Genomic DNA, 23,876 nt, shown 5'->3' on the forward strand with positions numbered 1-23,876 from the left:
ATGAATATAATTAAGGAACTTAACATATTACAGCGTCTATACATAAACGGTAAGGCACTCAATATAAAAACACTTCTTCTCACTTTGCTATTATTACTGTCGACGCAAAGTTACGTAAATGCTGAAGATTTTGCTGAATTTAAAGGACGTAGGCTAACGCCGCAAAAGGAAGCGCAGCAGGCTGAAGACTTAATGCAGTGGTCTACAGCTCATAATGCAAGAGCGGAAAGAAAAATGCTGCCAGAGGAATATAGTGCTATTAAACGTTATGGCCGTGTTGATTACGATGTTATTAACGAGTATATGAGAGCAGGTGAACCAGAACGTTATTTGGGTCCGATGTTTGATGGCTCAATTAAATCGAGTGTGTCGAATATACGTAGTGCCTTAAACAAGCTTCCAAATTATAAAGGGACTGTCTATAGAGGCTCATCAATTAAAAATAGCCTGTTAGAGAAGTTAAATGTCGGGGATATCCTCTATGAGAAAGCGTTTTTGTCGACGTCAACGATACCGAGTGTCGCTCGTAATTTCGCTTCAACAGGAGCATCTCAAGAGCGTTCCATCGCGCAGTTTAAAATAGAGCTCAAATCATCGGGTCGTGCGATCAATGCATACACATTTAAAGATTATGAAGCGGAAATCTTAGCTAAGCCCAATACGTATTTTCGTGTTGAAGCAATAGAAAAAGTGTCTCCGACGAAAAACTACATAAAACTAAGGGAAGTGAAAAATCCAGCTAAGTACGTTAGTGCGGAGCCAGATATTCACGTTTATGACAGCTATAATGGCGAGGAGGTCGCGCTGCGTTCTCGTTCAGGATTACGCTGCTTATAACCAAAACCGGCTGAGCAAATAGCTCAGCCGAATACTCACTTATTATTAATCAAACGCTAGGTAAGACTTTTTCGGGTAGAAGATGATTGTGAACAGCGAGTAAAAGTAGATTGTTCGCTTGCTCTATATCTGGTGCAAAATAGCGATCCTTATCATAGAAAGACACCTTTTCTCGCAATATTTGCTTGGCTTCCTCTACTTTTGCCGATGATTTATTCGGCGCTCTAAAATCAAGCCCTTGAGCTGCTGCAAGATATTCAACGGCCAATATACCACGTGTGTTTTCAGCCATATCACCCAAGCGTCTACCTGCAAAGGTAGCCATAGAAACATGATCTTCTTGATTGGCGGAAGTGGGTAAGCTATCCACAGATGCAGGGTGAGCAAGTGCTTTATTTTCACTGGCTAAAGCGGCAGATGTGACTTGAGCAATCATAAAGCCAGAGTTAACGCCGCCATTGTCGACAAGGAAAGGAGGTAGCTTGCTCAAAGCACTATCAATGAGCAGCGCCATGCGTCTCTCAGATAAACTGCCCATCTCTGCGATTGCAAGAGCGAGATTATCCGCAGCCATAGCGACAGGTTCTGCATGAAAGTTACCTCCAGAGATAATGTCGCCATCATCGGCAAAAACCAGAGGGTTGTCTGATACCGCATTGGACTCAACTTCTAGAATGTCGGCAGCATTGCGGATCTGCTGTAGGCATGCTCCCATGACTTGCGGTTGGCAACGAAGTGAATAGGGGTCTTGCACCTTCTCACAACCTGTATGTGAGTCACCAATTTGGCTTCTCACATCCAATAACTCACGGTATGAAAGTGCAGCATCCATTTGGCCGCGATGGCCGCGAACTCGGTGAATACGTGGATCAAAAGGTCGACGGCTACCCAGCGCTGCTTCAACAGACATAGCACCACATGTGGTTGCAGATGCAAATAAATCTTCAGCAGCAAACAGTCCTTCTAATGCGAAAGCGGTTGAAGCTTGAGTCCCATTAAGCAATGCTAGCCCTTCTTTAGGTGCCAGTGTTATCGGCTCAAGATCTGCGATCTTCATTGCCTCCAGCCCCGAAATAATTTTGCCTTTATGACGAGCTTGACCTTCTCCTAGTAATACTGTGCTCATATGAGCCAGGGGTGCGAGGTCGCCAGAAGCTCCGACAGATCCTTTTTGTGGTACACAAGGGTAGACTTCGGCATTGATTAGGTCTATCAAGGCTTGTATGACAGATAGACGTATGCCAGAGAAGCCGCGTGCGAGGCTATTGACTTTTAATACCATCATCAGACGCACTGTTTCATCCGACATCAATTCACCTATGCCAGCTGCGTGTGAAAGAACAATACTTTTTTGCAGGGTTTCAAGATCTTCGGGAGCAATACGAGTATTGGCAAGAAGCCCAAAACCAGTATTTATGCCATAAACAGTGCGGTTTTCTGCAATGACTTGCTCAACGATTTTGGTGCTTTCTTCAATTGCGGGAATTGCTTCTGCATCGAGAGAAAGTTTTAGTGATGACCGACTTACATGGCGCAGTTGTTTTAAGCTAATGCTGCCTGGTTTTAGCGTTAAATTAAACATTCTGATATTTCCTTGGTTCACCTTTATTATTTGAGTTTGCTCAACTCTTTATTAAGCAACGGAAGATCTAACCCTTGCTCTGCTGCGCATTGTTTGGCAATGTCGTAGCCTGCATCGGCATGGCGCATGACCCCCGTTGCTGGGTCGTTGTGTAGAACACGCGCAATGCGCTGAGAAGCATCGTCAGTACCATCACAGCAGATCACCATTCCTGAATGTTGTGAAAAGCCCATGCCTACGCCTCCGCCATGGTGAAGAGAAACCCATGTAGCGCCACCAGCAGTATTAAGAAGAGCATTAAGTAGAGGCCAATCTGAAACAGCATCTGAGCCATCCATCATGCCTTCGGTTTCTCTGTTAGGGCTTGCAACTGAACCAGAGTCTAGGTGGTCTCTACCTATCACGATAGGCGCTTTGAGCTCGCCATTTTTTACCATTTCATTAAAGGCTTGGCCTAGACGTTCTCGGTCCTTTAAACCTACCCAACAAATCCGAGCGGGCAAGCCTTGGAATTGAATACGCTCTCTGGCCATATCTAGCCAATTGTGTAGGTGAGGGTTGTCGGGAATCAGTTCTTTCACCTTCTGATCGGTTTTGTAGATGTCCTCAGGCTCTCCTGAAAGGGCAGCCCAGCGGAATGGCCCAATGCCTTCACAAAATAGCGGTCGAATGTAAGCGGGAACGAAACCAGGAAAGTCAAAGGCATTCTCGACGCCTTCCTCAAGCGCCATTTGACGAATGTTATTTCCATAATCAAGCGTCGCAGCTCCACGCTTTTGAAGCTCCAACATTGCTCTAACTTGGATGGCCATGGACTCTTTGGCCGCTTTTACCACAGTTGCTTGTTCTTTTAGGCGCATTTCTGCTGCGTGGCTCATCGACCAGCCAATGGGTAAGTATCCGTTCAATGGGTCATGAGCAGATGTCTGGTCAGTGACAACATCTGGCGTGATGTTACGCTCAACAAGCTCTGGAAAGACATCGGCTGCGTTGGCGTGTAAGCCGACAGAAATCGGATGTTCTGACTCATAAATAATCGCAAGGGCTTCATCTAAATTTGTCGCTTTCTTGTCGACGTAACCAGTACGCAGGCGGTAGTCTATGCGTGATTCATCACATTCTACGGCAATCATAGAAAAGCCCGCCATAGTAGCAGCTAGAGGTTGCGCTCCTCCCATTCCGCCAAGGCCGCCTGTTAGGACCCAACGATTTTTTGCTTCGCCGCCAAAGTGCTTTTTCGCCACTGAAACAAAAGTTTCGTATGTGCCCTGGACAATGCCTTGTGAACCGATATAAATCCAGCTACCTGCTGTCATTTGGCCGTACATCATCAGGCCTTGTTTATCCAACTCATTAAAATGTTCCCAATTAGCCCAATGAGGAACGAGATTAGAGTTGGCTATTAATACTCTGGGTGCATTTTTATGAGTTGGGAAGACACCAACAGGTTTACCAGATTGAACTAATAAGGTTTGATCTTCTTCGAGCCTTTCAAGTACTTCTACGATTTTATCAAAACACTCCCAATTGCGAGCTGCGCGTCCGATTCCACCATACACAACCAGCGCGTGAGGATGCTCTGCAACCTCAGGATCGAGATTGTTCATCAACATGCGAAGTGGCGCTTCAGTTAGCCATGACTTTGCTCTTAGTTTCGTCCCCTGTGGGGCTCGAATGGTACGGTTAGTATCGAGGCGTATATCTTCAGATTGACGTTCCGTCATAAGTTAATTCCTTGTGTTTCACTTTATTTATTTGTGCGCGACCGACACAAAAGTAGTGCTTCTGTGTACATTACCCGCTATGTATCTATTGGTTATTTTTCAGAAAAAGCGTTAGCTATGTCCCAGCAAAGTCGTGCTGCAAGGCGAGCAGTTTGGCTGTCGACATCATAAGTAGGGTTGTATTCAGCAATATCAGCAATCACTAATTTTTTTTTGTAGTGTAAGATTCTGTCGAGGAATAGAGCCATTGTATCCATACTAACGCCTCTGGCAGCTGGTGCACTGACCCCTGGCGCTGTTGCTGCAGGAAATACATCGAGATCGATCGTAAGATAGATGTAGTCACATTTGTCGATAAAGTGCTGCAACTGGGTAAGATGATAAATGTGGTTTAAGTGCGCTAGGTCTTTATCTTCGACAAACCATACGTTGAGGTCTTTGGCTCTTTCAAATAGGGCTTGAGTATTACTCGCACGGCTAACCCCTAAACATGCATAATGGAATGGCCAATTATTTTTGAGGCAATAATCATGAATCTGATTAAATGGAGTTCCTGAGCTAGGCCTGATGTCGGCGTTACTGCTTTCGAAGGCTCTCAAGTCGAAGTGCGCATCGAAGTTGATTATGCCAATTTTAGGCGCTTTGGCTGGGTTAAGGTACTCAAAGTAGCGAGCGAGTCCGAGAAACGATGCCCAAGCAACTTCATGGCCGCCCCCCAATGTAATGACAGGTGTGGAGTGTAAAGCTGCGGCAATGACATCAGCACATTCCGATTGATATTGTTCGAGTAAATCGTCTTCACACACTATGTTACCAAGATCGATCACGGCACTCTCTTTGTGCCATGCCATATTGGCTAATGCTCGTCGAATTAAATCTGGGGCTTTGCGGGCGCCAATACGTCCTTTATTACGAGCAACACCGGCATCACACGCAAATCCTAATATACTCACAGCATTACGGTAGGGCTCTAAATCTTTGACTTGCAGCTGCTTGATAATGTGGTGAACACGTTTGCCTAAAGCACCATCTTCTTGGTCATGGCGCCCTTGCCAGTGAAACTCTTGATTTGTTATTGGTAGATTAGACATGATCAACTTCTCCATTAATGACTCGAGCTGACAGTCTTGCTATTCCCTGCTGATAGCTAAAATCTGCTGGATGCTCCACATCCCAAATGGCGAGGTCTGCGTCAAATCCATCACGGATCTGGCCTTTAACGTCTCCAAGCCCAAGTGCTTTTGCTGCATTACAGGTTACTCCGCGCAGCGTCTCTTCAGGTGTTAGCCCGAAAAGTGTACACCCCATATTCATCATCATAGTCAAATCTGAGAAAGGTGAGGTGCCTGGGTTCACATCAGTTGCAATCGCCATCGGAATCTTATACTGACGCAGAAGTGAGATTGGAGGCAGCTTAGTTTCTCTTAAAAAGTAAAAAGCGCCAGGTAAAAGAGTTGCTACAGTGTCGGAATTGGCTAGAATTTCAACCCCTTCCTCGTCCAAGTATTCAATATGATCAGCCGATAGCCCTTGATATTGAGCTGTTAAAGCGGTTCCACCTAAGTTTGATAATTGTTCAGTATGACCTTTGACATCCAAACCATATTGTTTAGCTGCGATAAATACTTTTTCGGTTTGTTCTAAATTAAACCCAATAGATTCGCAGAATACATCGACACTGGATGCAAGTTTCTCTTCAGCCACTAGTGGAATAATTTCTTGGCATATGAGTTGGATATAATCATCGGCCTTACCTTGATATTCCGGTGGAATAGCATGGGCAGCAAGTAAAGTAGTGACAATGTTAACCTTACGATGATGTTGTAATGCTTTTGCTGCACGCAGCATCTTTATTTCATCTGTTAAAGTCAGCCCATAGCCAGATTTGACTTCAACGGTAGTCACTCCTGAACGAATAAGCCCATCAAGACGAGGCAAAGCATACTCGACTAATTCTTCTAGAGTGGCATTTCGAGTGGCTTTGACCGTAGAAAGAATTCCACCGCCTTGCTTTGCTATGTCTGAGTAGGGGACGCCATTTAAGCGCATTTCAAATTCGTTCGCACGATTTCCTGCGTAAACGAGGTGTGTGTGGCAATCGATAAAGCCGGGAGTGATGAGTTTGTTATTACAGTCGTAAGTTTTGATGTTGGAGGGAAGTCCGTTAGTTAAGCCATTCAGTTTACCCGACTTGATGTATAAAGTAGTGGGTTGAGATACAGAGTAGCCTTGTTCGCCCGATATCATGGTAACTAGTCTAGCGTTAGTGAGTAACAGCTCTTGATGTTGGTCGTGAGGTGTTGAGTTACCATGCATTATATTATCGTCCATATATTTAAATGTATATACAAATATATGTTAAGGACAATAATTTGATCAAGAAGATTATTAGAAAACTGTGATCAAAAGATTTTTAATTTGTTAAGTAAGAAGAACTTTTGAACTTAATTTATAGCGAGTACCGGGGTGGTATAAAAGTGCTGAGCTGACAAGTCGGTTGTCACTCCAAGTTCTTCTATTGAGTAATAAGCAGGGTTCATTGAGCCCCATTTTTAAAGCACTTCGGACATGATCACATGCAGCTATTGCTTCAACAGTGTGTTCTATTGCATTTAATGGACAGTTATCGGAAAGATACTCATTGGGTGTGATTTGAGTAAAATCTTGATCAAGGTACCCAGGAGCATAGACGCTGTTGACCCAACGAAGCTCATATTGAATTGGTAAATCGTCTTCTAAATGAATAATTTCGCTATAGAAAACAGGGCTGTTCAACATAACGCCAAGCTTTGTTGCAACCGAGTCATCTGCACGTAATGCGATTTGCTGAAGCACTTTACTGGAGTATTTTTTTCCTCGAACTCTGACTTCTTCTGCGATGTTTTGGATATCGAGTAAAGGTGACTCGGCTTTATCGTCCGAGGTGCAAACGAAGGTACCAAGTCTCGGTTTTCTCTGAAGTTTACCTTCTGCTACCAGATCACGTACTGCTTTATTGACTGTCATACGACTCACTTTGAATTGCTCAGTCAGCTCTAATTCTGTTGGAATACGATGTCCAACGGGCCACTGCGCAGATTCAATTTTATCACTGATGTACTGCTTTATTTGAAGGTATAAAGGTGACTGATTCATTATCTTATAGCTCAATCATATTTGACTATACAAATAGTGATTTATTTTTGAATTAATTGCAACTCTGGTTGTTGTTTATCTATTGATGGATTGATTATATGAATTGAATGTCTTTATGATATATCTATTAAATAAATCACTTGCGGTAAATTTACTAAACATGATAATCAAACATAACCATTAACATAAAAAAGGAAACACCATGTTTGGTCAGTTAAAAGCATCATTAGGTATTGGTGCTGCGAAGGTTGATACAGTTCTCGATAGTATGTCATATACACAAGGCGATACTCTAAACGGGATAGTGCACATCCAAGGTGGGGACGTTGATCAACAGATTGATGCAATTAATTTAAAACTTTGCACAGAAGTTAAAGTAGAAGGTGAAGAAGGCACGAGCTACCAGAACTTTACCTTAGGAACTTTGCAGGCTGTGCAGCCATTTACGATTCATGCTGGTGAAAACAAGCAAGTGCCATTTCAGTTTAAGCTTGATCCTGAAACACCCATCACATCTCTGAATACGATAAACAATCAATGCCATGTGTGGCTTGAAACCAGCCTTGATATTGACTTTGCTATTGACCCTAAAGACAGAGATTTTTTTGAAATTAAGGCCTTACCTGTCGTTGCTAATCTCATTTCTGCAATTGAGAACTCGGGTTTTAGTATGGTTAAAGCTGATGTTGAAAAAGGATATTTAAATGGCGGTAACTTTTCATCAAAATCGGGCTGTTATCAAGAGATTGAATTTAGAAATAGCGGCATGATTAACAAAAAAGAAATAGAACTGTCCTTTATATTGGATATGAACACTGTTCACTGTCTAGCTGAGGTTGATCGTTCTTTAAGTTTTCGTGGGGACCAGTATATTTCTTTTTCGCTAGACCGAAATGCGAGTCACTCAGAGATACTTTCAGCAGTAAATCAAATTCTGTCAGTTTAAGGGTGTTCTGATAAGCTGTCGTCTCGGGAACCAAAACGGTAGCGATATCCAATACCGAATGCGATATCGGTACTGTTGTCCGCATTGAACATGTTTTCAATCGCCGTCAATTCTAGTGAGGAGTTGTCCATTTGGTACCGATATCCAAAAGTAAACTCAGTAGAGGGTTTGGAAAATTCATCGTCGCCACTTGATACGCCTTCATGGACTACCAGTTGGCCGATCAGGTGGTGTTTTTCGAAAATCTTATATCGATAGCTGGCTCCTACCGTCCACGTGCTTGGACGGTAGGGCATTTCTTTGAACACCGTCGGCGTGTTTCGGTATGTAAATGCTAATATGGCATCTAAGGAGTGTTTATTCCGGCGATATCCATAGTTCAACTGGACGGCTTGCTCAAATTCTGAAGACGAAAAAATACCGTGGTTGGTATTGTTGTAATACAGAGATACCCCCACAGACAGGCCATGATGCTGTTTTGCTGCAATTTGATATTGTACATAACTCGTTAAAGCGTGGCTTAAGCTCTCGCCGCGAAAGTCTTCAAGTTCAATCCCATACTCTGGTATATCGATAATGAACTGATCATTGTCTACATCTTCACGGCCATTTTGGTCAATGTTAAACCAATCATGAAACGAGATGGTAAGGCGATCCAGATGGTTATTTCCGGCGTAGTTCCATCGGTAATTCATTTCAAACTGCCACTCTTGGTGAGGTTGCCACTTTCCACCAATCGCTATTTGATTTTGGTAATAATCGAGCTTGTACTCTGGTGTTACTGCCCAGATACTTGAGATGGTTCCAGTTCCGAACAACTCCACTTGGCTTTTGTCCATCGAAAAGCCTGACCGAATCTGCGGAGAGAGGCTGTTGGTATGAAATGGAGACTGGGTGTAACTTTGTACTGGACCGTAATCAATGTTTGACGCGTGTCCATAATATGCCAGTACTGCAAGAAGAAAAAAGCAAAACGTCTTTATGCCATTCATGTGACCTGTTCTAATTCTTATTCTACTTCTATAAGATTAGTGTAGCTTGCGGACGTTTGCTTATTTGATTTGTTATTAATTCTTTTAATATTCGAACTATAAGTAAAGCGAATTAACTTTGTGCTTTAACGATGGGAAGACAGTCTATTCACAGCGGATATACTTTTTCAAATCGCTCTAATATAAGCTCTGATTCTGGCGTAAAGCTAGCTCCTACTTCTTTTGCATAGTTTGTGAAAAACTCAATATGTGCATCATGCCACCATTGGTAACTTAGATCTCCTTCACCCTCTAGGCGCGCAAACTCTTCCGTCACTTGATTGAAAGGACAAATAGAAACGTCGGTTAGTTTGATAATGCAAACTGGCTCTTGGTGCCAATTCAACACAATCCCCAATCTCCCGACTTCTGGTAGGGGCTCATCTTCGATATCGTATGCTTCTTTAAGGCTACATGATGCTGTTTTTATGCCTTGGTTGATGAGTTTTGCGCACTGATTTGCGTTGTACTCATCAGCACAAAAATGTTCAGCAATGGTGTCTGTTCTTGTTTCACGTTGGTCGCTTGGAAGAGAGGCGAGATATTGATTAAGAAATGCTTCCTGTTGCGGTGTCATGTATTGTTCCTTTTTTAACAACTAAAATACAGTGTGTTGATTAAGTTAAGCAGCACTTAGATGAGTAGTGATATATGGCTGCCATGCATTTTGATAGAGCGCTTTGGACTCAGTTCTCATAGAGCGAATTTGCGCTAATTCGAATTCACTCAAGGTGCGATTTTGAAGTGTCGCTTGACGTTCAATCGTTTGGATACTTTCATAAAGGTCATGTTCTGGCCCGTTCTTTACATCAGCAATCGCTTTTAGGTGCAATTGTACTTCTGCAATCAGATTGGTTTTAGGTAACTGAACGAGTATGTTTAAGTCGCGATACCCTGATGCAGTTGGATTTTTAAACCGGTTTTTAGTTTTGACTATGGTTGTTTCGCGGTTCAGTACCTCATAAAGAGAGATCAAACCTTCAATATCATCAGCCACTAAGGTGGCTCTGGCGAGATCTGTGATTCTATCCACTTGCCCATCGAGTTCTAAGGCTATCTTTTCACTTGCCCGATGAGAAGATTTAACCCCTGAAAAATAGGCTTGTGTAGAGGTCAGCATTGCAGCACTTTTACAGATCATTTCAAGTTCAGCTTGAGCTTGATGAGCTTTGCTATACAGAATATCGAAGTCACTGTAAGGTTGAATTGGTGTGGTCGATGTTGTTTGAATGCTGTATAAACCACTTAGGTTGTGCTTGAACGCTTTTGAGCAAACTTGGTTTTGATCAGTTGAGCAATTTCCCTCTACATTGGATTCGGCTTGAACGGTGGCGAAGGCGGGTGCACGGCTGAGCATTAAAAGCATCAGTGCAGTTGTTCGCAGAAATAGGCTCATTGACTCTCCTTAGATTCATAGCTGCTTGGACATAAGGGAAGGAAAAAGGTTAACGTCTCCAAAAAGCATTTATCCTATGTATCTAGATGTGGTGTCAGTGTGACAAAAACAATGAATGCTCAAAGTGTTAGTGCAATTAGTAGAACTAAGTCACACTTAATATTAATTGCTTACGCCAACACATTCCATTTAACGTACCACAAGTATAATCGTCCAACCTGAACCTAATCTGAACAGATGATGCAGCAAAATAAGTACCGCTGCATAAGAGTTTAAGATAGGCTAAGGAGGTAGAAAATCATGAGAGGAAAGAGGATGAAAGATCCAGAGTTTTGGCATAGTCGATGGGCGGCAAATAAAATTGGTTTTCATCTACAAGATGTCAATCCGTTGCTTGTTGAGTTCTGGCCAGCGACTAACCCAAATCGATCTGATCGAGTGTTTGTGCCTTTGTGTGGTAAAACTGAAGATTTAGTATGGCTTGCTACTAAACATACACATATTCAGGGCGTTGAATTAAGTGAAATTGCAGTCCGTTCTTTTTTTTCAGAGCACTTCTATACACCTATGGTGACTTCAGTCAATGGTCAGCACGATTTATATCAATTTGATGAGCTATCCATTTATACCGGTGACTTTTTTACTGCCCCAATAGAGCCAGCGGATATCATTTACGATCGTGCAGCCTTGGTAGCATTGCCTGAGCCAATGAGGCTTGAGTATGCAGAGCGGATAAAAGGTCTACTCAAAATCGGGGGCCGCCTACTGCTGATTACTACTGAATACGAACAGGAAGAAATGTTGGGCCCACCTTTTTCAGTCACGGAACATGAGGTAAAAAAACTGTTTTCAGAATTTAAAATCTCAAAGCTTCACAGAGATGAAGCAGAATTATTACACCCAAGAGTTGTAAAACATGGACTTTCTAGGTTTGCTGAAGAAGTGTATTTAATAGAAAGTTAAAACTTGAGTTTTGTCAAATGAGTCATAAAACTCTATGGCTCACTTAAAAGTTCATTCTTTAAAAATAAAAATATCGTTAAATTCAGAGATTAAACTATGCGTAGCGACTAATTTTTTCTAATATAATAAAGTATATACAATTCCTTACACTGTTCATTGGAATGAATAATCTATATTTTTATAATAATATAAATTTTTTCGTATGTGATCTAAGATGTTAAATAATTGTTGATGGATGTTTTTTCCAAGTATATTTTTGACTGAAACAGCAATGTATATTAGAGAAAACAGTGATGATTAAATATCTTAACCGAATTATTATACTAATTATGTTAGTGTTTTCTACTCATCAGGCCCATTCCAAAGACGATAAGAGTAGTCTTGATGTAGATAGGTGCACTCTATTTGGATATGAAAATGAGTATCCAGATCAATGTAGCTATTATTTCCTCGATTTAGCCAACATTTCTTCTATTGAAAGACAAATATTTACTAACAAGATATTAGGTATTGGCTTTAGCTCTCCGTATACCCTAATCACAAGCCCCAAAAACATAAGTCTTCGCCAAATATATATAATGGAAGAAAGAGATTTAGATTATATTGTTAGTATTGTTAATCAGCGGGTTCACAAGATATTGAAATCAGAACGAGTAAGTACAAACGTTAACAATTCGCAAATTATCGAATTTGCATTTCATCGACGGTTTTCTATTGGTAGAGATGGTAAAGGACATACAAACTTAAAATTTAAAGTTAGATACTATAGAAAATCTCCATACTTTTATAAGTTTGGTGACAAAGATAAATTTGTCGAAATTATATTAGATGAAGGTGCTGGGCTTAATATGGGAGATGAAGAGGATATCTATGCATCTTGGAAAAAAAATAGTCATACCAGTTATGTTTACCGAGAGTATATAGATTCAGCAAGTATTGACATTAGAGTTAATGAGAGTGAACGGTTAGATAATGGTGATATTTATCTGAATGATCTCGAGCCAAAGATGCAAGACCAGACAGATACTCGGATAGAAAAAGAAACGACCTCTTCCATAAAACTTGGGCTGGGTCTCGCTCCAAAGTTACCGATTCAAAACATAGAATATCGTCTTACAAACAAATATCAAATCAATAGTAGTAAACAATTTGGCTTAAAAACCGAAGCTCACAGATATGGATACCAGCTTAAATATCTCAATAATACTTACGGATCGCATTTAAATCCTGAAGAAGGATTTTGTAGTTTGGGTACGGCAGATGGTTGGTGTTGGGATTGGGCTACATCAATGGATAAGCCATGGGATTTTAGTAAGCTTAAAGATAGGAATCCACTTTCTTTACAGGGCTTACGTCCCGATTTTGTGGCTAAAATTGCGGCCAAACCTTTGGTGACAGGCTTTTCAACCATTAATATTCGATCAACAGTAAACACACTTGCTTTGTTTGGTCAAAATCGTATGTTTCTTGGTAGGAGGTACATCATTTCTAATGAGTTATTTTCATCAGGTAGGCATCACAGTTGGAGAGAAGATCGTAATTTTGAACAACGAGAATACAGCGACGATTTCACTATATTGGTCGATTGGGACAGTCCATGGTTTCTTGGTAGTGACGCTGTAACAATTAAATCTGTCTACTTGAGTCAAGACGATGCTATGTGTCTGACGGTTGAACCAAATTACCAGCTGTCGTTTAAGCAATGTGTCGAAGGAAGTAAGTCGCAAGCTTTTGTTTATGATCAAGAGAAACGTTACCGTAGTGTTGCCGATCTTGGACTCTGTCTTGATACGTCAGATGAACAGCTCAGTCTGAGTGATCAATGCAGTGATGATTACGCTCCCAATACTCAGGTGTGGTATTGGGAAGAGCCTGATCGATTTACTAACGATGTCTTGTTTACCATCAATGCAGATCAGTCAATCAGCTTAATTGATGCATCCCAAGGTGAGCCTAGTGTACTCAAGGTAAATTATGATGAAGCCAAGCCTAACGGGACGCAGTTCACCAGTCGATTTGCTGATTTTGGTACCGCTACCTGTTTGTGCAGCACCATTGAATAACAAATAGTAGGTAAGACAGCAAAAGCGATCGATTCAAACTCAATAGATAAGTATTTGTTGGGTTTGAATTTGACATGCATATAATTCACTCCACTTATGTGCCTCTGGTTTCCTGTACCAATGGAATCACGTTAACTTTCCAGTGACTGAAATAAATTGAGTTTATAATTTAAATTATATTTATATCATTACTATCGATTGGTGAAGTGACTTCATGAAGTTTGACCCTGATAACTCGATAAAGATCCCCATTAAAACGCTTACTGTTGGGATGTTTGTAACCGCGATTGAAGATAGTGAGCGTGTGCATCTTGCCCATGCCGGAAGGGTATCGTCAAAGAAAGCAATTCAACAGTTAGAAAGTAGTGGGATTAAATTCGCTTGGGTGGATCAGAGCCTTTCTATTGAAGGTAGTGTATTTAAACCCGTTGGTGATGGTTTGTCCGATAATATTCCTCGCATGGTAACAACGGCTAAACGCAAGTTATCGAGTCGCAAGGTAAGACAGTCGACAGCCGCTAAGATAATCCGCGACGCCAAAGAATTAGCGAATAAGCTTTTGCATGATACTTTTGATGATACTGCGCTTATTGTTCCTGATCTTGAACGTTGGGCTGAAGACTTGATTAGTGAAGCGCTTGACGATACGGATGCGCTTCATTGTGTGTCTGCGCTAAGAAACAAGGATGAGTATCTACTTGAGCACTCAGTTAATGTAGCTACCTTGCTAGTGACATTTGGTAAGTTCTTAGAGTTACCAAGTGATATGCTCAAGGAGATGGCGATAGGCGGTATTATTCATGATGTTGGTAAAATAAAAGTTGATGATAAGGTATTACATAAGAAAGGAAAACTAACGCCGGAAGAGTTTGAGCATATGAAGCTCCACCAAGTGTATGCGGAACAAATTATTTCCGAAGTGGAAGGGATCAGCCCCATCAGTCGTGATGTTTGTTTGATGCACCATGAAAAGCTTGATGGAAAAGGCTATCCAAATGGGCTGAAAGGAGACGAAATCCCGTTGCATGGCCGCATGAGTTGCATTGTGGATATATATGATGCTCTGACTGCCGACCGATGTTACAAAGAAGGCATGAGTTCGGCTGATGCATTCAAGGTTTTACTTTCTCTGACCCCTTTTCACCTAGACAAAGACTTGGTTTATAAGTTCATAAACTGCGTTGGAGTTTATCCTGTTGGTGCGATTGTTGAGTTAAACGATGGAAAAGTTGGAATCGTGTGGACATCGAATGTGAGTGATCCTTTAAAACCGGAAGTGAAGTGCTTTTACTCGCGCAAGTATAAAAGATTTATTGATGTTAAGTTCATTGACTTAAAGGATAAACGATACAAAATTGAGAAGGCAATCGCACCATGCGATTTGGAGATTGATGCCAGGTCATTCTTCGATGTTTGATCAATTAGACAAAGGTGGTTTTTATCCACCTCTGTCCTCAATATATCAAAGGCTTAAATAGCTTAATGGAATGTCGGGATCGATAGTGTCCAAAGTAGTTTGTGTTGTATCTAAATGACTGCATGAACCATCCAGTTTTTCTGCCAATGCGACTGATTCTATCTGGCTAAACGACTTTCCATCTAGTAGGAGCTGACAAAGTGCGACTTGAAGCGGGGGCAAACTAGGATTGAAAGCAGCATTCTCAGCGTAGGCGCCTTGGTAAATTTTGCCACCTTTAATCTTGATGCTGACTCCACTATGATTCTTTGTGTATGGTGCGTAGCTTTTATTTAGCGCAGCGACCGCCGATGCAATCATTTCATCATTGTGTTCAGATACAAGTTGGTGATCAGTGTCAGCCATTAAACCAGAAGTTACGCCAAGATCTGCGGGGCCAAAAGAATCTGGCAAATAGCTTTGAAGTGGTTTCTCACTCAGAGCTGGTAGCTGAATCATGAGCCTATCAGCGGTGATCAGTTCATTCATAAACTGGCGGCAATGACCGCAAGGGCTAAAGTTAATGGTAATATCTAAAATGCCTTTCTCACCCTTCATCCATGCATGACTGATGGCCGATTGCTCAGCATGCACGGTCTGGCCTAGTTGAGTTCCTGAAATTTCTAGGTTTGCGCCGAAATACAAACGTCCAGATAAGCCTCGAGCAATCGCGCCAACATAAAAATTTGATATCGAAGCATGAGCATAGGCAGCGGCAAAAGGGAGTAAGGCGACTCTCAAGTCTTGATCAGTAAGTCCCGATAAATCCAAAAGCTTAGAATATTGTTCTTTTGATAGAGTGGCATCAAAGTTTTCAGCCAATAGAATAGGAGATAGGAAGTCTGCAATGCTTGCAGGTGTCTCTGCGAGTGCATGTTCAATGCGGCTTCTCATTATAAATCCTTGTGATGACATTGTTAAACATCTCGGTGCCACACGCTCTTTGTCAATGTGGCGAACTTTGATGCGGCAGACCATTTTATGCCAAGAGGATATTTTTACTGTGATATAGATCATTATTAAAAGTGTAATTCATATGTAAATTACACTATTTGAGTGATCTCACACAGGGTAACGATTGCGTAAATATAAACATGTTTGATTTGAGAACGATACAATTTAAAGATTCATAACCAAATCTATGCCGCTAACCAGATCGCTAGTGTAAAAAATAGCGGTGAAATAATAGATGTAATGACACCTGATAGAACCAAGGCTAAGGAACTAAAAGCAGCATCCTGACCATCTTTTTCAGCGCAGGTTGCGGTGCCAAGTGCATGAGAGACAGTACCCATTGTCAACCCTTTTGCAATAGGGTGAGTAATATTAAGCAGCCCATAGATGGGATAGGCACAAATTGCCCCAAATAAACCTGCCAACATAACCAAGATAGCAGCAATAGATGGCTCTCCGCCGAGATGGCTTGAAATTTCCATGGCGATAGGGGTGGTGACTGATTTGCCTAGTAGGCTGGCAACTAGACTCGGATCAGCTTTTAGGTAGGAAGCAATAAGTGTAGTCGTAAACATAGACATAACGCTGCCTACAACACATGACAGCATAATAATACGCCAATTAGAACGTATCTGAGGAAGCTGCTCATATAAAGGGTAAGCGAGTGCGACTACAGCAGGTTGAAGTAGATAGTTAATCCATTGATTTCCCTCATAGTAAGTATCAAAAGGTACATTGAAATAAATAAGGCAAGGTATGATGATGACAAGGCTGATCAATAGTGGGTTCATCAATGGATTTTTTACCTTTTGGCTAATCCATCGGGCTGATAAAAATACGGTCAAGGTTAAGATTAACCACATTATTTGTTGCCCTCTTTGAGCATGCGATCAAGCATCAAGCCCAATGTGATGAGTACAATGAAACTGCCGCCAATAACACTGGCAAGTACAGGAAATACATTGGCATAAAGCATATCGAAATGCTCCATTAAACCAACACTTACTGGGACAAATAGCAACACCATATAGCGAATGAACAAAGTGGCGCTAGAACGCACCCATTCAGAAGGAACGATTCCACTACTGAGAAGTACAAAAAGAATTAGCATGCCTATAATGCTACTGGGTATGGAAGTACCAAGGAGGGGTTGAACCCCATTACCTATGAGCAAACACAGAAAGATCAGCCCCATAGAGACGACATATTTGAGAATTGTTGCTGTCATGATGAGTTCCGTCTAACAATTTCAACTTAACTATAAACACAAATACACTAGAGGCTGTTGTCTAGTGTATTTGCTGATTTTGCATGCCTGAGTGATTGTAATAGTGTAATGGCCTGCATTTCGTTAGGGTTCAGATAGTAAGTGTTTTACGAGACTAACTTCTCAACGTACTTATAGATAGATTTTAAAATAACAAGTTTGCTTTCGTTATCTTCATATTCGTGAACTAAGTTTTCCAAATTGAGCATATAGTCTTCAATGTGGTTGGCAAAATAATCTTGGCAGTGGCTTGCCCATCGACGTTGTTCACTTTCACTCAGAGTTGAAGGGAAATTTCTTGCTCGGTAGCGAAACAAGAGTGGGGCAATACGTTTATCGTTAAAAGAGATGTCTAACGAAGCCAATTTCTCTGCGTCTGCCTCTTTAATAATGTTCATTGAGCTGCGGTCTGCAGGAGAGAAAAAACCATCATATAGCTGTGAATCTACGTTGTTACTTGACTCGTACTCTCGTTCTTCTGAATAAAGCGCAACCAGTTTCTCTCTAATCTCAGGATTTTGTTTGATCAGTTCAAGATTTTTCAGGCACTGCTCACGGTTGATACCTATGATTTCGGCGTTCTCAGCCGTCAGTGTTTTTGCTGGCGCTAGGATAGGGCATTTATTTAGATGTATCAGTTTAATGGGCACAGGGAGCTCTTCTGGGCCAAGCTCTGAATGTTTTGTGTATAGTCGCTGATTTAGCTGCTCGGTATCAAGCTCAAAAAGTGGCTGAGGATCTTTGGCTAAGTCGACTACAATCAGGGCATTTTGATTAGTTGGATGCCATGCCAATGGTACAACCCAACTTGTATACTGACATTCACGCCCTAACATTCCAGAGACATGCATCAATGGTGTCATATTAACAATGTCAACCAGTTCATTGAGCTTACGCTTGTGGCGCATATTTAGAAAGTAATCAAACAGTTTAGGTTGGGCGGCTTTTATCTTTTTGGCCATTTCAATGGTCGCGATAACATCAGCCATTGCATCGTGGGCGTTCTCGTGTTCTATACCATTGGCAACAGAAAGATGTTCGAGTTTAAAGCTAGTAAAACCCTCTTCATTTTCTGGCCAGTTGATACCTTCTGGCCGAAGCGCGTGACAGGCTCGCATAACATCCAGTAAGTCCCAACGTGAATTGCCGTTTTGCCAGCTCCAAGCATAAGGATCGATAAAGTTTCGGTAACAGGTATAGCGAGTCACTTCATCATCAAATCGGATATTGTTATAACCCAAGCTAGTCGTATTAGGAACCGATAGCTGATGGTGAATTTGAGCAATAAACTCTGGTTCAGGTAAACCATGTTGAATAGCAGTCTGTGGCGTAATACCTGTGATTAGCGCTGCTTCTGGTGAAGGCAAATAATCTGAAGGAGGCTGACAGTAAATAACCAGAGGCTCACCAACAATATTGAAGTCCATATCAGTGCGAACGCCTGCAAACTGACATGGCCTATCTAGAGCTGGGCTGGTTCCCCATGTCTCATAATCGAAGAAGAAAAATGTTGGCTGTTCTTTGTTACTCATTGGCTTATTGCTCTGTCTTTGTGATTTTTCACCATGAGTATTGTATATCAGTTGATAAACGAAGGAAGCTGTTTTCTCAGTAAGTGGGGATTAATTGAATTTAGATAATTACTTAAACTTCTCAACCAATGTCTGGTATTCCGGTGTTTTTTTAAACTCATCCAGTGCCGCTTGCATCTCGTTGACAACCTCAATAGGTGTAGTTTTGTTAACCGCAAAATAGTTGTCATTAAATTTAAATTGATATACGGATTCAACCAAGCTGATAGAAACGTTGAGATCATTTAATAAAGCTTCAGCACCTTTCCAGTTGGTGGCCCAGAGGTCGATACGCCCTTTTACAAGCTGTTGGGCAAGCAGTGCAGGATCATGTGAACGTATGATGTTGTCTTCTGGGACTTTCAATTTTTCGACGCGCTTTTCTAGGCTATCGCCCCTGATCACTCCGATACGATACTGGGCTAGGTCGGTATCTGAGATAATATTTATGTTACTGGTTTTTCTAGCAATGAGAAAAGAAGGTGTCCCTTTGGATATCGGGCCTACCCACAAGAATAAAGCTTCTCTCTCAGGCTTGCGTGATGTCGCAAATAGTATACTCCCTTTGCGTCTAAGTGTGTCTTTATAAGCTCTTGCCCAGGGAAGAATTAGGATGTCTTCTCTGCTAAGTCCTGATTTAGCGTATCTCGCAGTTCCCAGTAATACCTCGACTGACAGACCAGTTAAACGACCGTTATCATCAGTGAAATTTAGGGGAGGGTATTCTTCGGTCATGAACTTGAGTTCCCCCCAAGGATCATACAAAGGTAGACTGGCTCGCGAGACAAAGGACAGTAATACTAATGCTGTTACATAAAGTGTTCGGAGCATAATACACAGTATCGTTAGGGGCTAAGTTAAAGGTTCCTTTATCGAGGATAGGTCAAAATTGGAAATTCGGCATTATATAGAGATGAAACAAGAGGTATCTGACTGGGCTGATTTTTAAATAAAAAGCCCCAAACATTTAGGTTCGAGGCTTAGTAAGCTTAAGTTAAGCTTGTTGTACTTCTGGCTCTTTATCAGAAGATTCGTCTCTAATCAGTCGACTGGTGATGGTGCCCGCTGTCATTGCACCAGAGACATTTAAAGCGGTGCGTGCCATATCGATGAGTGGTTCGATGGAAATGAGTAGGGCCGCGATGGTGACAGGAAGCCCCATGGCCGGTAATACTATTAGTGCTGCAAAAGTAGCGCCACCGCCAACACCAGCTATCCCAAATGAACTGATTACGATGATCGCGATAAGAGATAAAATAAAGTGTATATCTGTCGGGTCAATACCTACAGTTGGCGCGACCATAACAGCAAGCATGGCAGGGTAGATACCCGCACAACCGTTTTGTCCTATGGTTGCACCGAATGATGCAGATAGGTTAGCAATTGCTGGTGGAACGTTCAGCTTGTTGATTTGCGCTTCGACATTTAGTGGGATAGTTGCTGCGGAGCTTCGTGAGGTGAAGGCAAAAGTAAGCACAGGCCATATTTTCTGAAAATAACTTTTAGGGCTGACGCCCACGAAAGAAACCAGAATTCCATGGACGACGAACATAAGTACTATTGCCACGTAAGACGCTATGATAAAACCAAGTAAGTTAAGAATGTCATTGGCACTTGAAGTTGCCACAACTTTTGCCATCAATGCCGCAATTCCGTATGGCGTAAGGGCCATAATCATTTTTACCAGTCGCATGACGACTGACTGAGTGGCATCAACAAACACACTTATCGGTTTTTCAAGCTCTTGCTTTTCTATCATCACTTTACGTGCAGCAATACCAGTTAAAATACCAAATATTACGACCGCAATAATGGAAGTAGAACGTGCTCCTGTTAGATCGGCAAACGGGTTGGTGGGAATAAAGCTGATTAACATCTGTGGAATAGTAAGATCACTGACCGCGCCAGCTCTATTTTCCAGAACGGCAATACGGGCAGTTTCTCTGGCTCCTTCAACTAAACCTTGTGCTGTCAGCCCAAAAGCTTGAGTAATCATGATACCTACCAATGCAGAGATCGCTGTGGTAGCCAGTAATATTGAAATGGTTAGGCCAGAAATTTTTCCGAGTGAACCGCCTTTTTCTAATTTTACAACAGCCGATATCATAGATACTAATACAAGTGGCATGACAACCATTTTCAATAAACCTACATAGCCGCTGCCGACAATATTTATCCACTCTAGAGTCTGACTGATGACATGGGTGTCTTGACTGAAAGTCAGCTGGAGCATAAGCCCAAATAAGCTGCCAGCGACTAAACCGGTTAGAACCAATCGTGACAAACTGTTTTCTTTGTTTTGTTGCCGCATTATAAAAATAAGAAGTGCGACAAATATCGCCAAAGAAGCGATAGATGCAAATGACATAATGGTAGCCTTTAGTAACGAAGTTTATGACAATATTTGATGCTGCGATCAACGATAGTGAATTGCCAGGTCGCAATGAAATGAACATTGGGTATTACATATAACAATAAGTTATTAACCAATCAGGAGAGCGTTTCTTTGTGCAAGCCTACTTACTGTTATTTATTGATAACGATTGATGAGGTTTCTTATTTGAATGCTATCGAGGGTTCTTATCTTATGCTCGTAATCAGAAAACACACTATATTGCATTGCTTTGGCCACTTCACTCGCTTGAATTGGGAGCAGTTTAGCCAGTTTGCCAAACATCAGCGGTCGTATTGATTTGAGAACTAATTGAATAACCGCTTCGTCTTTTCGTGGAGTGTCTCTTAACCCAACCAAAGGGCCTGGTCTGACGAATGTGACATGCTCAAACCCCATAGATTCAATCGCCATTTCCATTTTACCTTTGCAACGTAAATAATGAGAAATAGCATGCGTAGAAGCACCATAACTGGAGGCAATAGCAATATGGGTTACGCCTAATCGTTTCATGGTTTGGGCAACTTCACAGACCAAATGGTAGTCAATACGTTCTAGTTCTTTTTTCGAGCCAGCTTGCTTTATAGTTGTTCCCAGAGAAATGAACCCGTATTTTGGTGATGGATTTTCCGATGGCCAATCTTTTACTTGCAGCTGTGAATCTTTTATTACTTCAAGTTTTGGGTGATAAAAGGGCAGAGATCGTCGGCTCAAGGCATAGATATGTGTGATTGGATCTGCTTCTAGCATTTGCTTGACTAGTTCAGTGCCAATCAGGCCAGTTGCCCCAGCGATAATAATCACTCGTGTTTTTTCTTCAGACAATGATGATGTCCTCAACAAACCTTTCGATGACTAGAGAATCTATCAACATGAGACAAAAATCTGTGATCTGTATTTGAGGTTTAAAGTTTTAGGCCCCGAACATCGAGGCCTTTGTCTATCTTAATCGCTAAGTCAGTGAGAATGGAACGCGTTTCGGTGCTTTAGAAGTTGGTTTAGGGAGTTTATTTCTTTTCGATTTTTGATTGGCAAACATACAAACCTCCATGTACGAAAAAACTTTGCTCTGCGTGTTAAGCAGGCTTTGTGCCATCAAACAAGTCGTATTATATATTTCAATAGGTTACAGCGCTTTGGGCTTGTATCCACCTCAAAAGATAGCAAAAAACTCAATAATGTCTTAATTTTGTCGTCAATTTGATTATCATAATGATAATAATGCCCGTTTTTCTGTCTTTTAGTATGCTTTTTAGACAGTTGTGCAGAAGTTTAGTTGAGATAATCTCAATTTTTTGTAGTGAGGCTTCATTCACCACAAATATGATATGATTGACAGTAAGCCGCCCAGACACTACCTCGTACTGGCTGTTTACGGTGATGCAGCACAATTATTATTAATAAATATGACTTTTCTCGCTATAACTGAGATCATGTCAACATAATTTTCTTCAACAATTCATTAACATGCTCGCTGTGCAATAAAGGAGTAGCGCATGACGAAAAGCCTCTTTCGCCAATCTTTTCTTTTTGACAGCCTAGATCTAGAACAACCCATGTTAGCTGGTGAGATGACTGTTGCTAACGGCACCTTGTTTAAACTCCATGAGCGGGGAGTACTAGAGGTCATACCATCTCAACTGGATGAAAGCAGTAAACATATTATTCTATCTTGTGGTATTCATGGCAACGAAACGGCGCCTATGGAAATCGTCGATAAAATTGTTTCAGATATTCAAACAGGGTTTCAGCCAGTCAAAGAGCGTTTACTGTTCATTGTGGCTCACCCAGAGTCGACCAATAAACATACCCGTTTTATTGAAATGAATCTCAATCGTTTGTTTGATGACAAAGAACATTCAGCAACAAAAGAACTCGTGATTGCTGAAAACTTGAAACGAGTGGTCTCCTCTTTCTATCGAGATACACCGCAAGATAAACGTTGGCATTTGGATTTACATTGCGCCATTCGCTCTTCCAAGCATTACACTTTCGGTGTGAGCCCTAAAACACGTCATTCAGTCCGAAGTAAAGCTCTGATTGATTTTTCAGCAAGTGCCCATTTGGAAGCTATGATGTTTTCAAATGCTCCTTCAAGTACTTTTAGTTGGTACAGCGCAGAGAATTATGCTGCACAGGCGCTTACGGTTGAGTTAGGAAAGGTGGCTCGTCTTGGCGAAAATGACCTTAACAAGCTTGCTGCATTTGAGTTAGCAACACGTGATTTGATTGCGTCAACTGATTCAGAGCATCTTCCACGTCAACCAGTGATGTATCGAGTGAGTCGCACTATCGTTCGGCTTAATGAAGACTTTAATTTTCTCTTTGATGATGATGTGGCAAATTTCACGTCGTTTAAGCACGGAGAAGTGTTTGGTCATGACGGCGACAAGCCACTTATGGCTAAAAATGAAGGGGAAGCGATAGTTTTTCCTAATCGACATGTTGCTATTGGCCAGAGAGCAGCTCTCATGGTTTGCCCAGTCAAAACACGCTTTGAATCTGGTCAGCTTGTCTACGATTGATGCCTAGGAATTAACTCTTACTTTCTATTTTGGC

At 41.6% G+C, this 23,876-nt stretch carries 21 protein-coding genes; 6 read left to right on the plus strand and 15 right to left on the minus strand.

What is annotated here, in order from left to right; genetic code table 11:
* Nucleotides 1-837, plus strand: a complete 837-nt coding sequence (locus tag MHN79_RS02050) for an ADP-ribosyltransferase (protein WP_239171474.1) — start codon at nucleotides 1-3, stop codon at nucleotides 835-837.
* A 49-nt stretch (nucleotides 838-886) separates the two neighbouring features.
* On the opposite strand, the gene hutH is transcribed toward MHN79_RS02050, so the two are convergent.
* The 5 genes from hutH to hutC all read right to left on the minus strand — a co-directional run bounded on the left by hutH (nucleotide 887) and on the right by hutC (nucleotide 7,278).
* A complete protein-coding gene (gene hutH, locus MHN79_RS02055; RefSeq protein ID WP_239171520.1) occupies nucleotides 887-2,425 on the minus strand; it encodes a histidine ammonia-lyase in 1,539 nt (512 codons plus the stop codon).
* A gap of 20 nt (nucleotides 2,426-2,445) precedes the next feature.
* On the minus strand, nucleotides 2,446-4,143 hold the full coding sequence (hutU, locus tag MHN79_RS02060) for a urocanate hydratase (RefSeq protein ID WP_239171475.1): 1,698 nt from the start codon (nucleotides 4,141-4,143) through the stop codon (nucleotides 2,446-2,448).
* A 92-nt stretch (nucleotides 4,144-4,235) separates the two neighbouring features.
* Nucleotides 4,236-5,234, minus strand: a complete 999-nt coding sequence (hutG, locus tag MHN79_RS02065) for a formimidoylglutamase (RefSeq protein WP_239171476.1) — start codon at nucleotides 5,232-5,234, stop codon at nucleotides 4,236-4,238.
* Entirely contained in the window at nucleotides 5,227-6,390 is a 1,164-nt protein-coding gene (hutI, locus tag MHN79_RS02070) for an imidazolonepropionase (protein WP_239171521.1), read from the minus strand. The genes hutG and hutI overlap by 8 nt, the downstream gene beginning before the upstream one ends.
* 174 nt (nucleotides 6,391-6,564) lie before the next feature.
* Nucleotides 6,565-7,278 carry a histidine utilization repressor gene (hutC, locus tag MHN79_RS02075; protein ID WP_239171477.1) on the minus strand — a complete coding sequence of 238 codons (714 nt, stop codon included), beginning with the start codon at nucleotides 7,276-7,278 and terminating at the stop codon, nucleotides 6,565-6,567.
* A gap of 202 nt (nucleotides 7,279-7,480) precedes the next feature.
* Here hutC and MHN79_RS02080 point away from each other — a divergent pair, with 202 nt between their 5' ends.
* The gene (locus MHN79_RS02080) at nucleotides 7,481-8,224 is read left to right on the plus strand and encodes a sporulation protein (protein WP_239171478.1); all 744 of its coding nucleotides are present in this window, start codon (nucleotides 7,481-7,483) and stop codon (nucleotides 8,222-8,224) included.
* On the opposite strand, the gene MHN79_RS02085 is transcribed toward MHN79_RS02080, so the two are convergent.
* The 3 genes from MHN79_RS02085 to MHN79_RS02095 form a co-directional block, all read right to left on the minus strand.
* On the minus strand, nucleotides 8,221-9,216 hold the full coding sequence (locus tag MHN79_RS02085) for a DUF3187 family protein (protein ID WP_239171479.1): 996 nt from the start codon (nucleotides 9,214-9,216) through the stop codon (nucleotides 8,221-8,223). The genes MHN79_RS02080 and MHN79_RS02085 overlap by 4 nt on opposite strands.
* 148 nt (nucleotides 9,217-9,364) lie before the next feature.
* On the minus strand, nucleotides 9,365-9,832 hold the full coding sequence (locus tag MHN79_RS02090; protein WP_239171480.1) for an ASCH domain-containing protein: 468 nt from the start codon (nucleotides 9,830-9,832) through the stop codon (nucleotides 9,365-9,367).
* A 45-nt stretch (nucleotides 9,833-9,877) separates the two neighbouring features.
* Nucleotides 9,878-10,651 (minus strand): phosphoribosylglycinamide formyltransferase, encoded by a 774-nt coding sequence (locus MHN79_RS02095; RefSeq protein WP_152430292.1) that lies wholly within the window; start codon nucleotides 10,649-10,651, stop codon nucleotides 9,878-9,880.
* Nucleotides 10,652-10,966: 315 nt separating this feature from the next.
* Here MHN79_RS02095 and MHN79_RS02100 point away from each other — a divergent pair, with 315 nt between their 5' ends.
* The 3 genes from MHN79_RS02100 to MHN79_RS02110 all read left to right on the plus strand — a co-directional run bounded on the left by MHN79_RS02100 (nucleotide 10,967) and on the right by MHN79_RS02110 (nucleotide 15,094).
* On the plus strand, nucleotides 10,967-11,614 hold the full coding sequence (locus MHN79_RS02100) for a thiopurine S-methyltransferase (protein ID WP_239171481.1): 648 nt from the start codon (nucleotides 10,967-10,969) through the stop codon (nucleotides 11,612-11,614).
* Between the two features lie 578 nt (nucleotides 11,615-12,192).
* A complete protein-coding gene (locus tag MHN79_RS02105) occupies nucleotides 12,193-13,677 on the plus strand; it encodes an RICIN domain-containing protein (protein ID WP_239171482.1) in 1,485 nt (494 codons plus the stop codon).
* A gap of 214 nt (nucleotides 13,678-13,891) precedes the next feature.
* Nucleotides 13,892-15,094, plus strand: coding sequence for an HD-GYP domain-containing protein (locus MHN79_RS02110; protein WP_239171483.1), 1,203 nt, complete (start codon nucleotides 13,892-13,894; stop codon nucleotides 15,092-15,094).
* A 45-nt stretch (nucleotides 15,095-15,139) separates the two neighbouring features.
* Here MHN79_RS02110 and cdd read toward each other — a convergent pair whose 3' ends face one another.
* From cdd to MHN79_RS02145, 7 genes are all read right to left on the minus strand, one after another.
* Nucleotides 15,140-16,027 (minus strand): cytidine deaminase, encoded by an 888-nt coding sequence (gene cdd, locus MHN79_RS02115; protein WP_239171484.1) that lies wholly within the window; start codon nucleotides 16,025-16,027, stop codon nucleotides 15,140-15,142.
* A 245-nt stretch (nucleotides 16,028-16,272) separates the two neighbouring features.
* Complete coding sequence (locus MHN79_RS02120; protein WP_239171485.1) at nucleotides 16,273-16,950, minus strand: CidB/LrgB family autolysis modulator; 678 nt, start codon at nucleotides 16,948-16,950, stop codon at nucleotides 16,273-16,275.
* The gene (locus MHN79_RS02125; protein WP_239171486.1) at nucleotides 16,950-17,315 is read right to left on the minus strand and encodes a CidA/LrgA family protein; all 366 of its coding nucleotides are present in this window, start codon (nucleotides 17,313-17,315) and stop codon (nucleotides 16,950-16,952) included. The genes MHN79_RS02120 and MHN79_RS02125 overlap by 1 nt, the downstream gene beginning before the upstream one ends.
* A 146-nt stretch (nucleotides 17,316-17,461) precedes the next feature.
* On the minus strand, nucleotides 17,462-18,886 hold the full coding sequence (gene sbcB, locus MHN79_RS02130) for an exodeoxyribonuclease I (RefSeq protein ID WP_239171487.1): 1,425 nt from the start codon (nucleotides 18,884-18,886) through the stop codon (nucleotides 17,462-17,464).
* A 108-nt stretch (nucleotides 18,887-18,994) separates the two neighbouring features.
* Nucleotides 18,995-19,660: a transporter substrate-binding domain-containing protein gene (locus tag MHN79_RS02135; RefSeq protein WP_239171488.1), complete on the minus strand. Its 666-nt coding sequence runs from the start codon at nucleotides 19,658-19,660 to the stop codon at nucleotides 18,995-18,997.
* A gap of 259 nt (nucleotides 19,661-19,919) precedes the next feature.
* Nucleotides 19,920-21,293 (minus strand): L-cystine transporter, encoded by a 1,374-nt coding sequence (locus MHN79_RS02140; RefSeq protein ID WP_239171489.1) that lies wholly within the window; start codon nucleotides 21,291-21,293, stop codon nucleotides 19,920-19,922.
* Between the two features lie 162 nt (nucleotides 21,294-21,455).
* Nucleotides 21,456-22,142: an NAD(P)H-binding protein gene (locus tag MHN79_RS02145; protein WP_239171490.1), complete on the minus strand. Its 687-nt coding sequence runs from the start codon at nucleotides 22,140-22,142 to the stop codon at nucleotides 21,456-21,458.
* Between the two features lie 671 nt (nucleotides 22,143-22,813).
* On the opposite strand from MHN79_RS02145, the gene MHN79_RS02150 reads away from it, so the two are divergent.
* Nucleotides 22,814-23,842, plus strand: coding sequence for a succinylglutamate desuccinylase (locus MHN79_RS02150; protein ID WP_239171491.1), 1,029 nt, complete (start codon nucleotides 22,814-22,816; stop codon nucleotides 23,840-23,842).
* The last annotated feature ends 34 nt before the right edge of the window (nucleotides 23,843-23,876 follow it).

Origin of the sequence: Vibrio sp. Of14-4 (genome assembly GCF_022347625.1) — a bacterium.
Taxonomy (GTDB): domain Bacteria; phylum Pseudomonadota; class Gammaproteobacteria; order Enterobacterales; family Vibrionaceae; genus Vibrio; species Vibrio pristinus.

What these genes read in the sequence shown, in the direction of transcription:
- MHN79_RS02050 (WP_239171474.1), top strand. Translation starts at nt 1, where the DNA reads ATGAATATAATTAAGGAACTTAACATATTACAGCGTCTATACATAAAC.
- hutU (WP_239171475.1), bottom strand. Translation starts at nt 4,143, where the DNA reads ATGACGGAACGTCAATCTGAAGATATACGCCTCGATACTAACCGTACC.
- hutG (WP_239171476.1), bottom strand. Translation starts at nt 5,234, where the DNA reads ATGTCTAATCTACCAATAACAAATCAAGAGTTTCACTGGCAAGGGCGC.
- hutI (WP_239171521.1), bottom strand. Translation starts at nt 6,390, where the DNA reads ATGATATCGGGCGAACAAGGCTACTCTGTATCTCAACCCACTACTTTA.
- hutC (WP_239171477.1), bottom strand. Translation starts at nt 7,278, where the DNA reads ATGAATCAGTCACCTTTATACCTTCAAATAAAGCAGTACATCAGTGAT.
- MHN79_RS02080 (WP_239171478.1), top strand. Translation starts at nt 7,481, where the DNA reads ATGTTTGGTCAGTTAAAAGCATCATTAGGTATTGGTGCTGCGAAGGTT.
- MHN79_RS02085 (WP_239171479.1), bottom strand. Translation starts at nt 9,216, where the DNA reads ATGAATGGCATAAAGACGTTTTGCTTTTTTCTTCTTGCAGTACTGGCA.
- MHN79_RS02090 (WP_239171480.1), bottom strand. Translation starts at nt 9,832, where the DNA reads ATGACACCGCAACAGGAAGCATTTCTTAATCAATATCTCGCCTCTCTT.
- MHN79_RS02095 (WP_152430292.1), bottom strand. Translation starts at nt 10,651, where the DNA reads ATGAGCCTATTTCTGCGAACAACTGCACTGATGCTTTTAATGCTCAGC.
- MHN79_RS02100 (WP_239171481.1), top strand. Translation starts at nt 10,967, where the DNA reads ATGAAAGATCCAGAGTTTTGGCATAGTCGATGGGCGGCAAATAAAATT.
- MHN79_RS02105 (WP_239171482.1), top strand. Translation starts at nt 12,193, where the DNA reads ATGGAAGAAAGAGATTTAGATTATATTGTTAGTATTGTTAATCAGCGG.
- MHN79_RS02110 (WP_239171483.1), top strand. Translation starts at nt 13,892, where the DNA reads ATGAAGTTTGACCCTGATAACTCGATAAAGATCCCCATTAAAACGCTT.
- cdd (WP_239171484.1), bottom strand. Translation starts at nt 16,027, where the DNA reads ATGAGAAGCCGCATTGAACATGCACTCGCAGAGACACCTGCAAGCATT.
- MHN79_RS02120 (WP_239171485.1), bottom strand. Translation starts at nt 16,950, where the DNA reads ATGTGGTTAATCTTAACCTTGACCGTATTTTTATCAGCCCGATGGATT.
- MHN79_RS02125 (WP_239171486.1), bottom strand. Translation starts at nt 17,315, where the DNA reads ATGACAGCAACAATTCTCAAATATGTCGTCTCTATGGGGCTGATCTTT.
- sbcB (WP_239171487.1), bottom strand. Translation starts at nt 18,886, where the DNA reads ATGAGTAACAAAGAACAGCCAACATTTTTCTTCTTCGATTATGAGACA.
- MHN79_RS02135 (WP_239171488.1), bottom strand. Translation starts at nt 19,660, where the DNA reads ATGACCGAAGAATACCCTCCCCTAAATTTCACTGATGATAACGGTCGT.
- MHN79_RS02140 (WP_239171489.1), bottom strand. Translation starts at nt 21,293, where the DNA reads ATGTCATTTGCATCTATCGCTTCTTTGGCGATATTTGTCGCACTTCTT.
- MHN79_RS02150 (WP_239171491.1), top strand. Translation starts at nt 22,814, where the DNA reads ATGACGAAAAGCCTCTTTCGCCAATCTTTTCTTTTTGACAGCCTAGAT.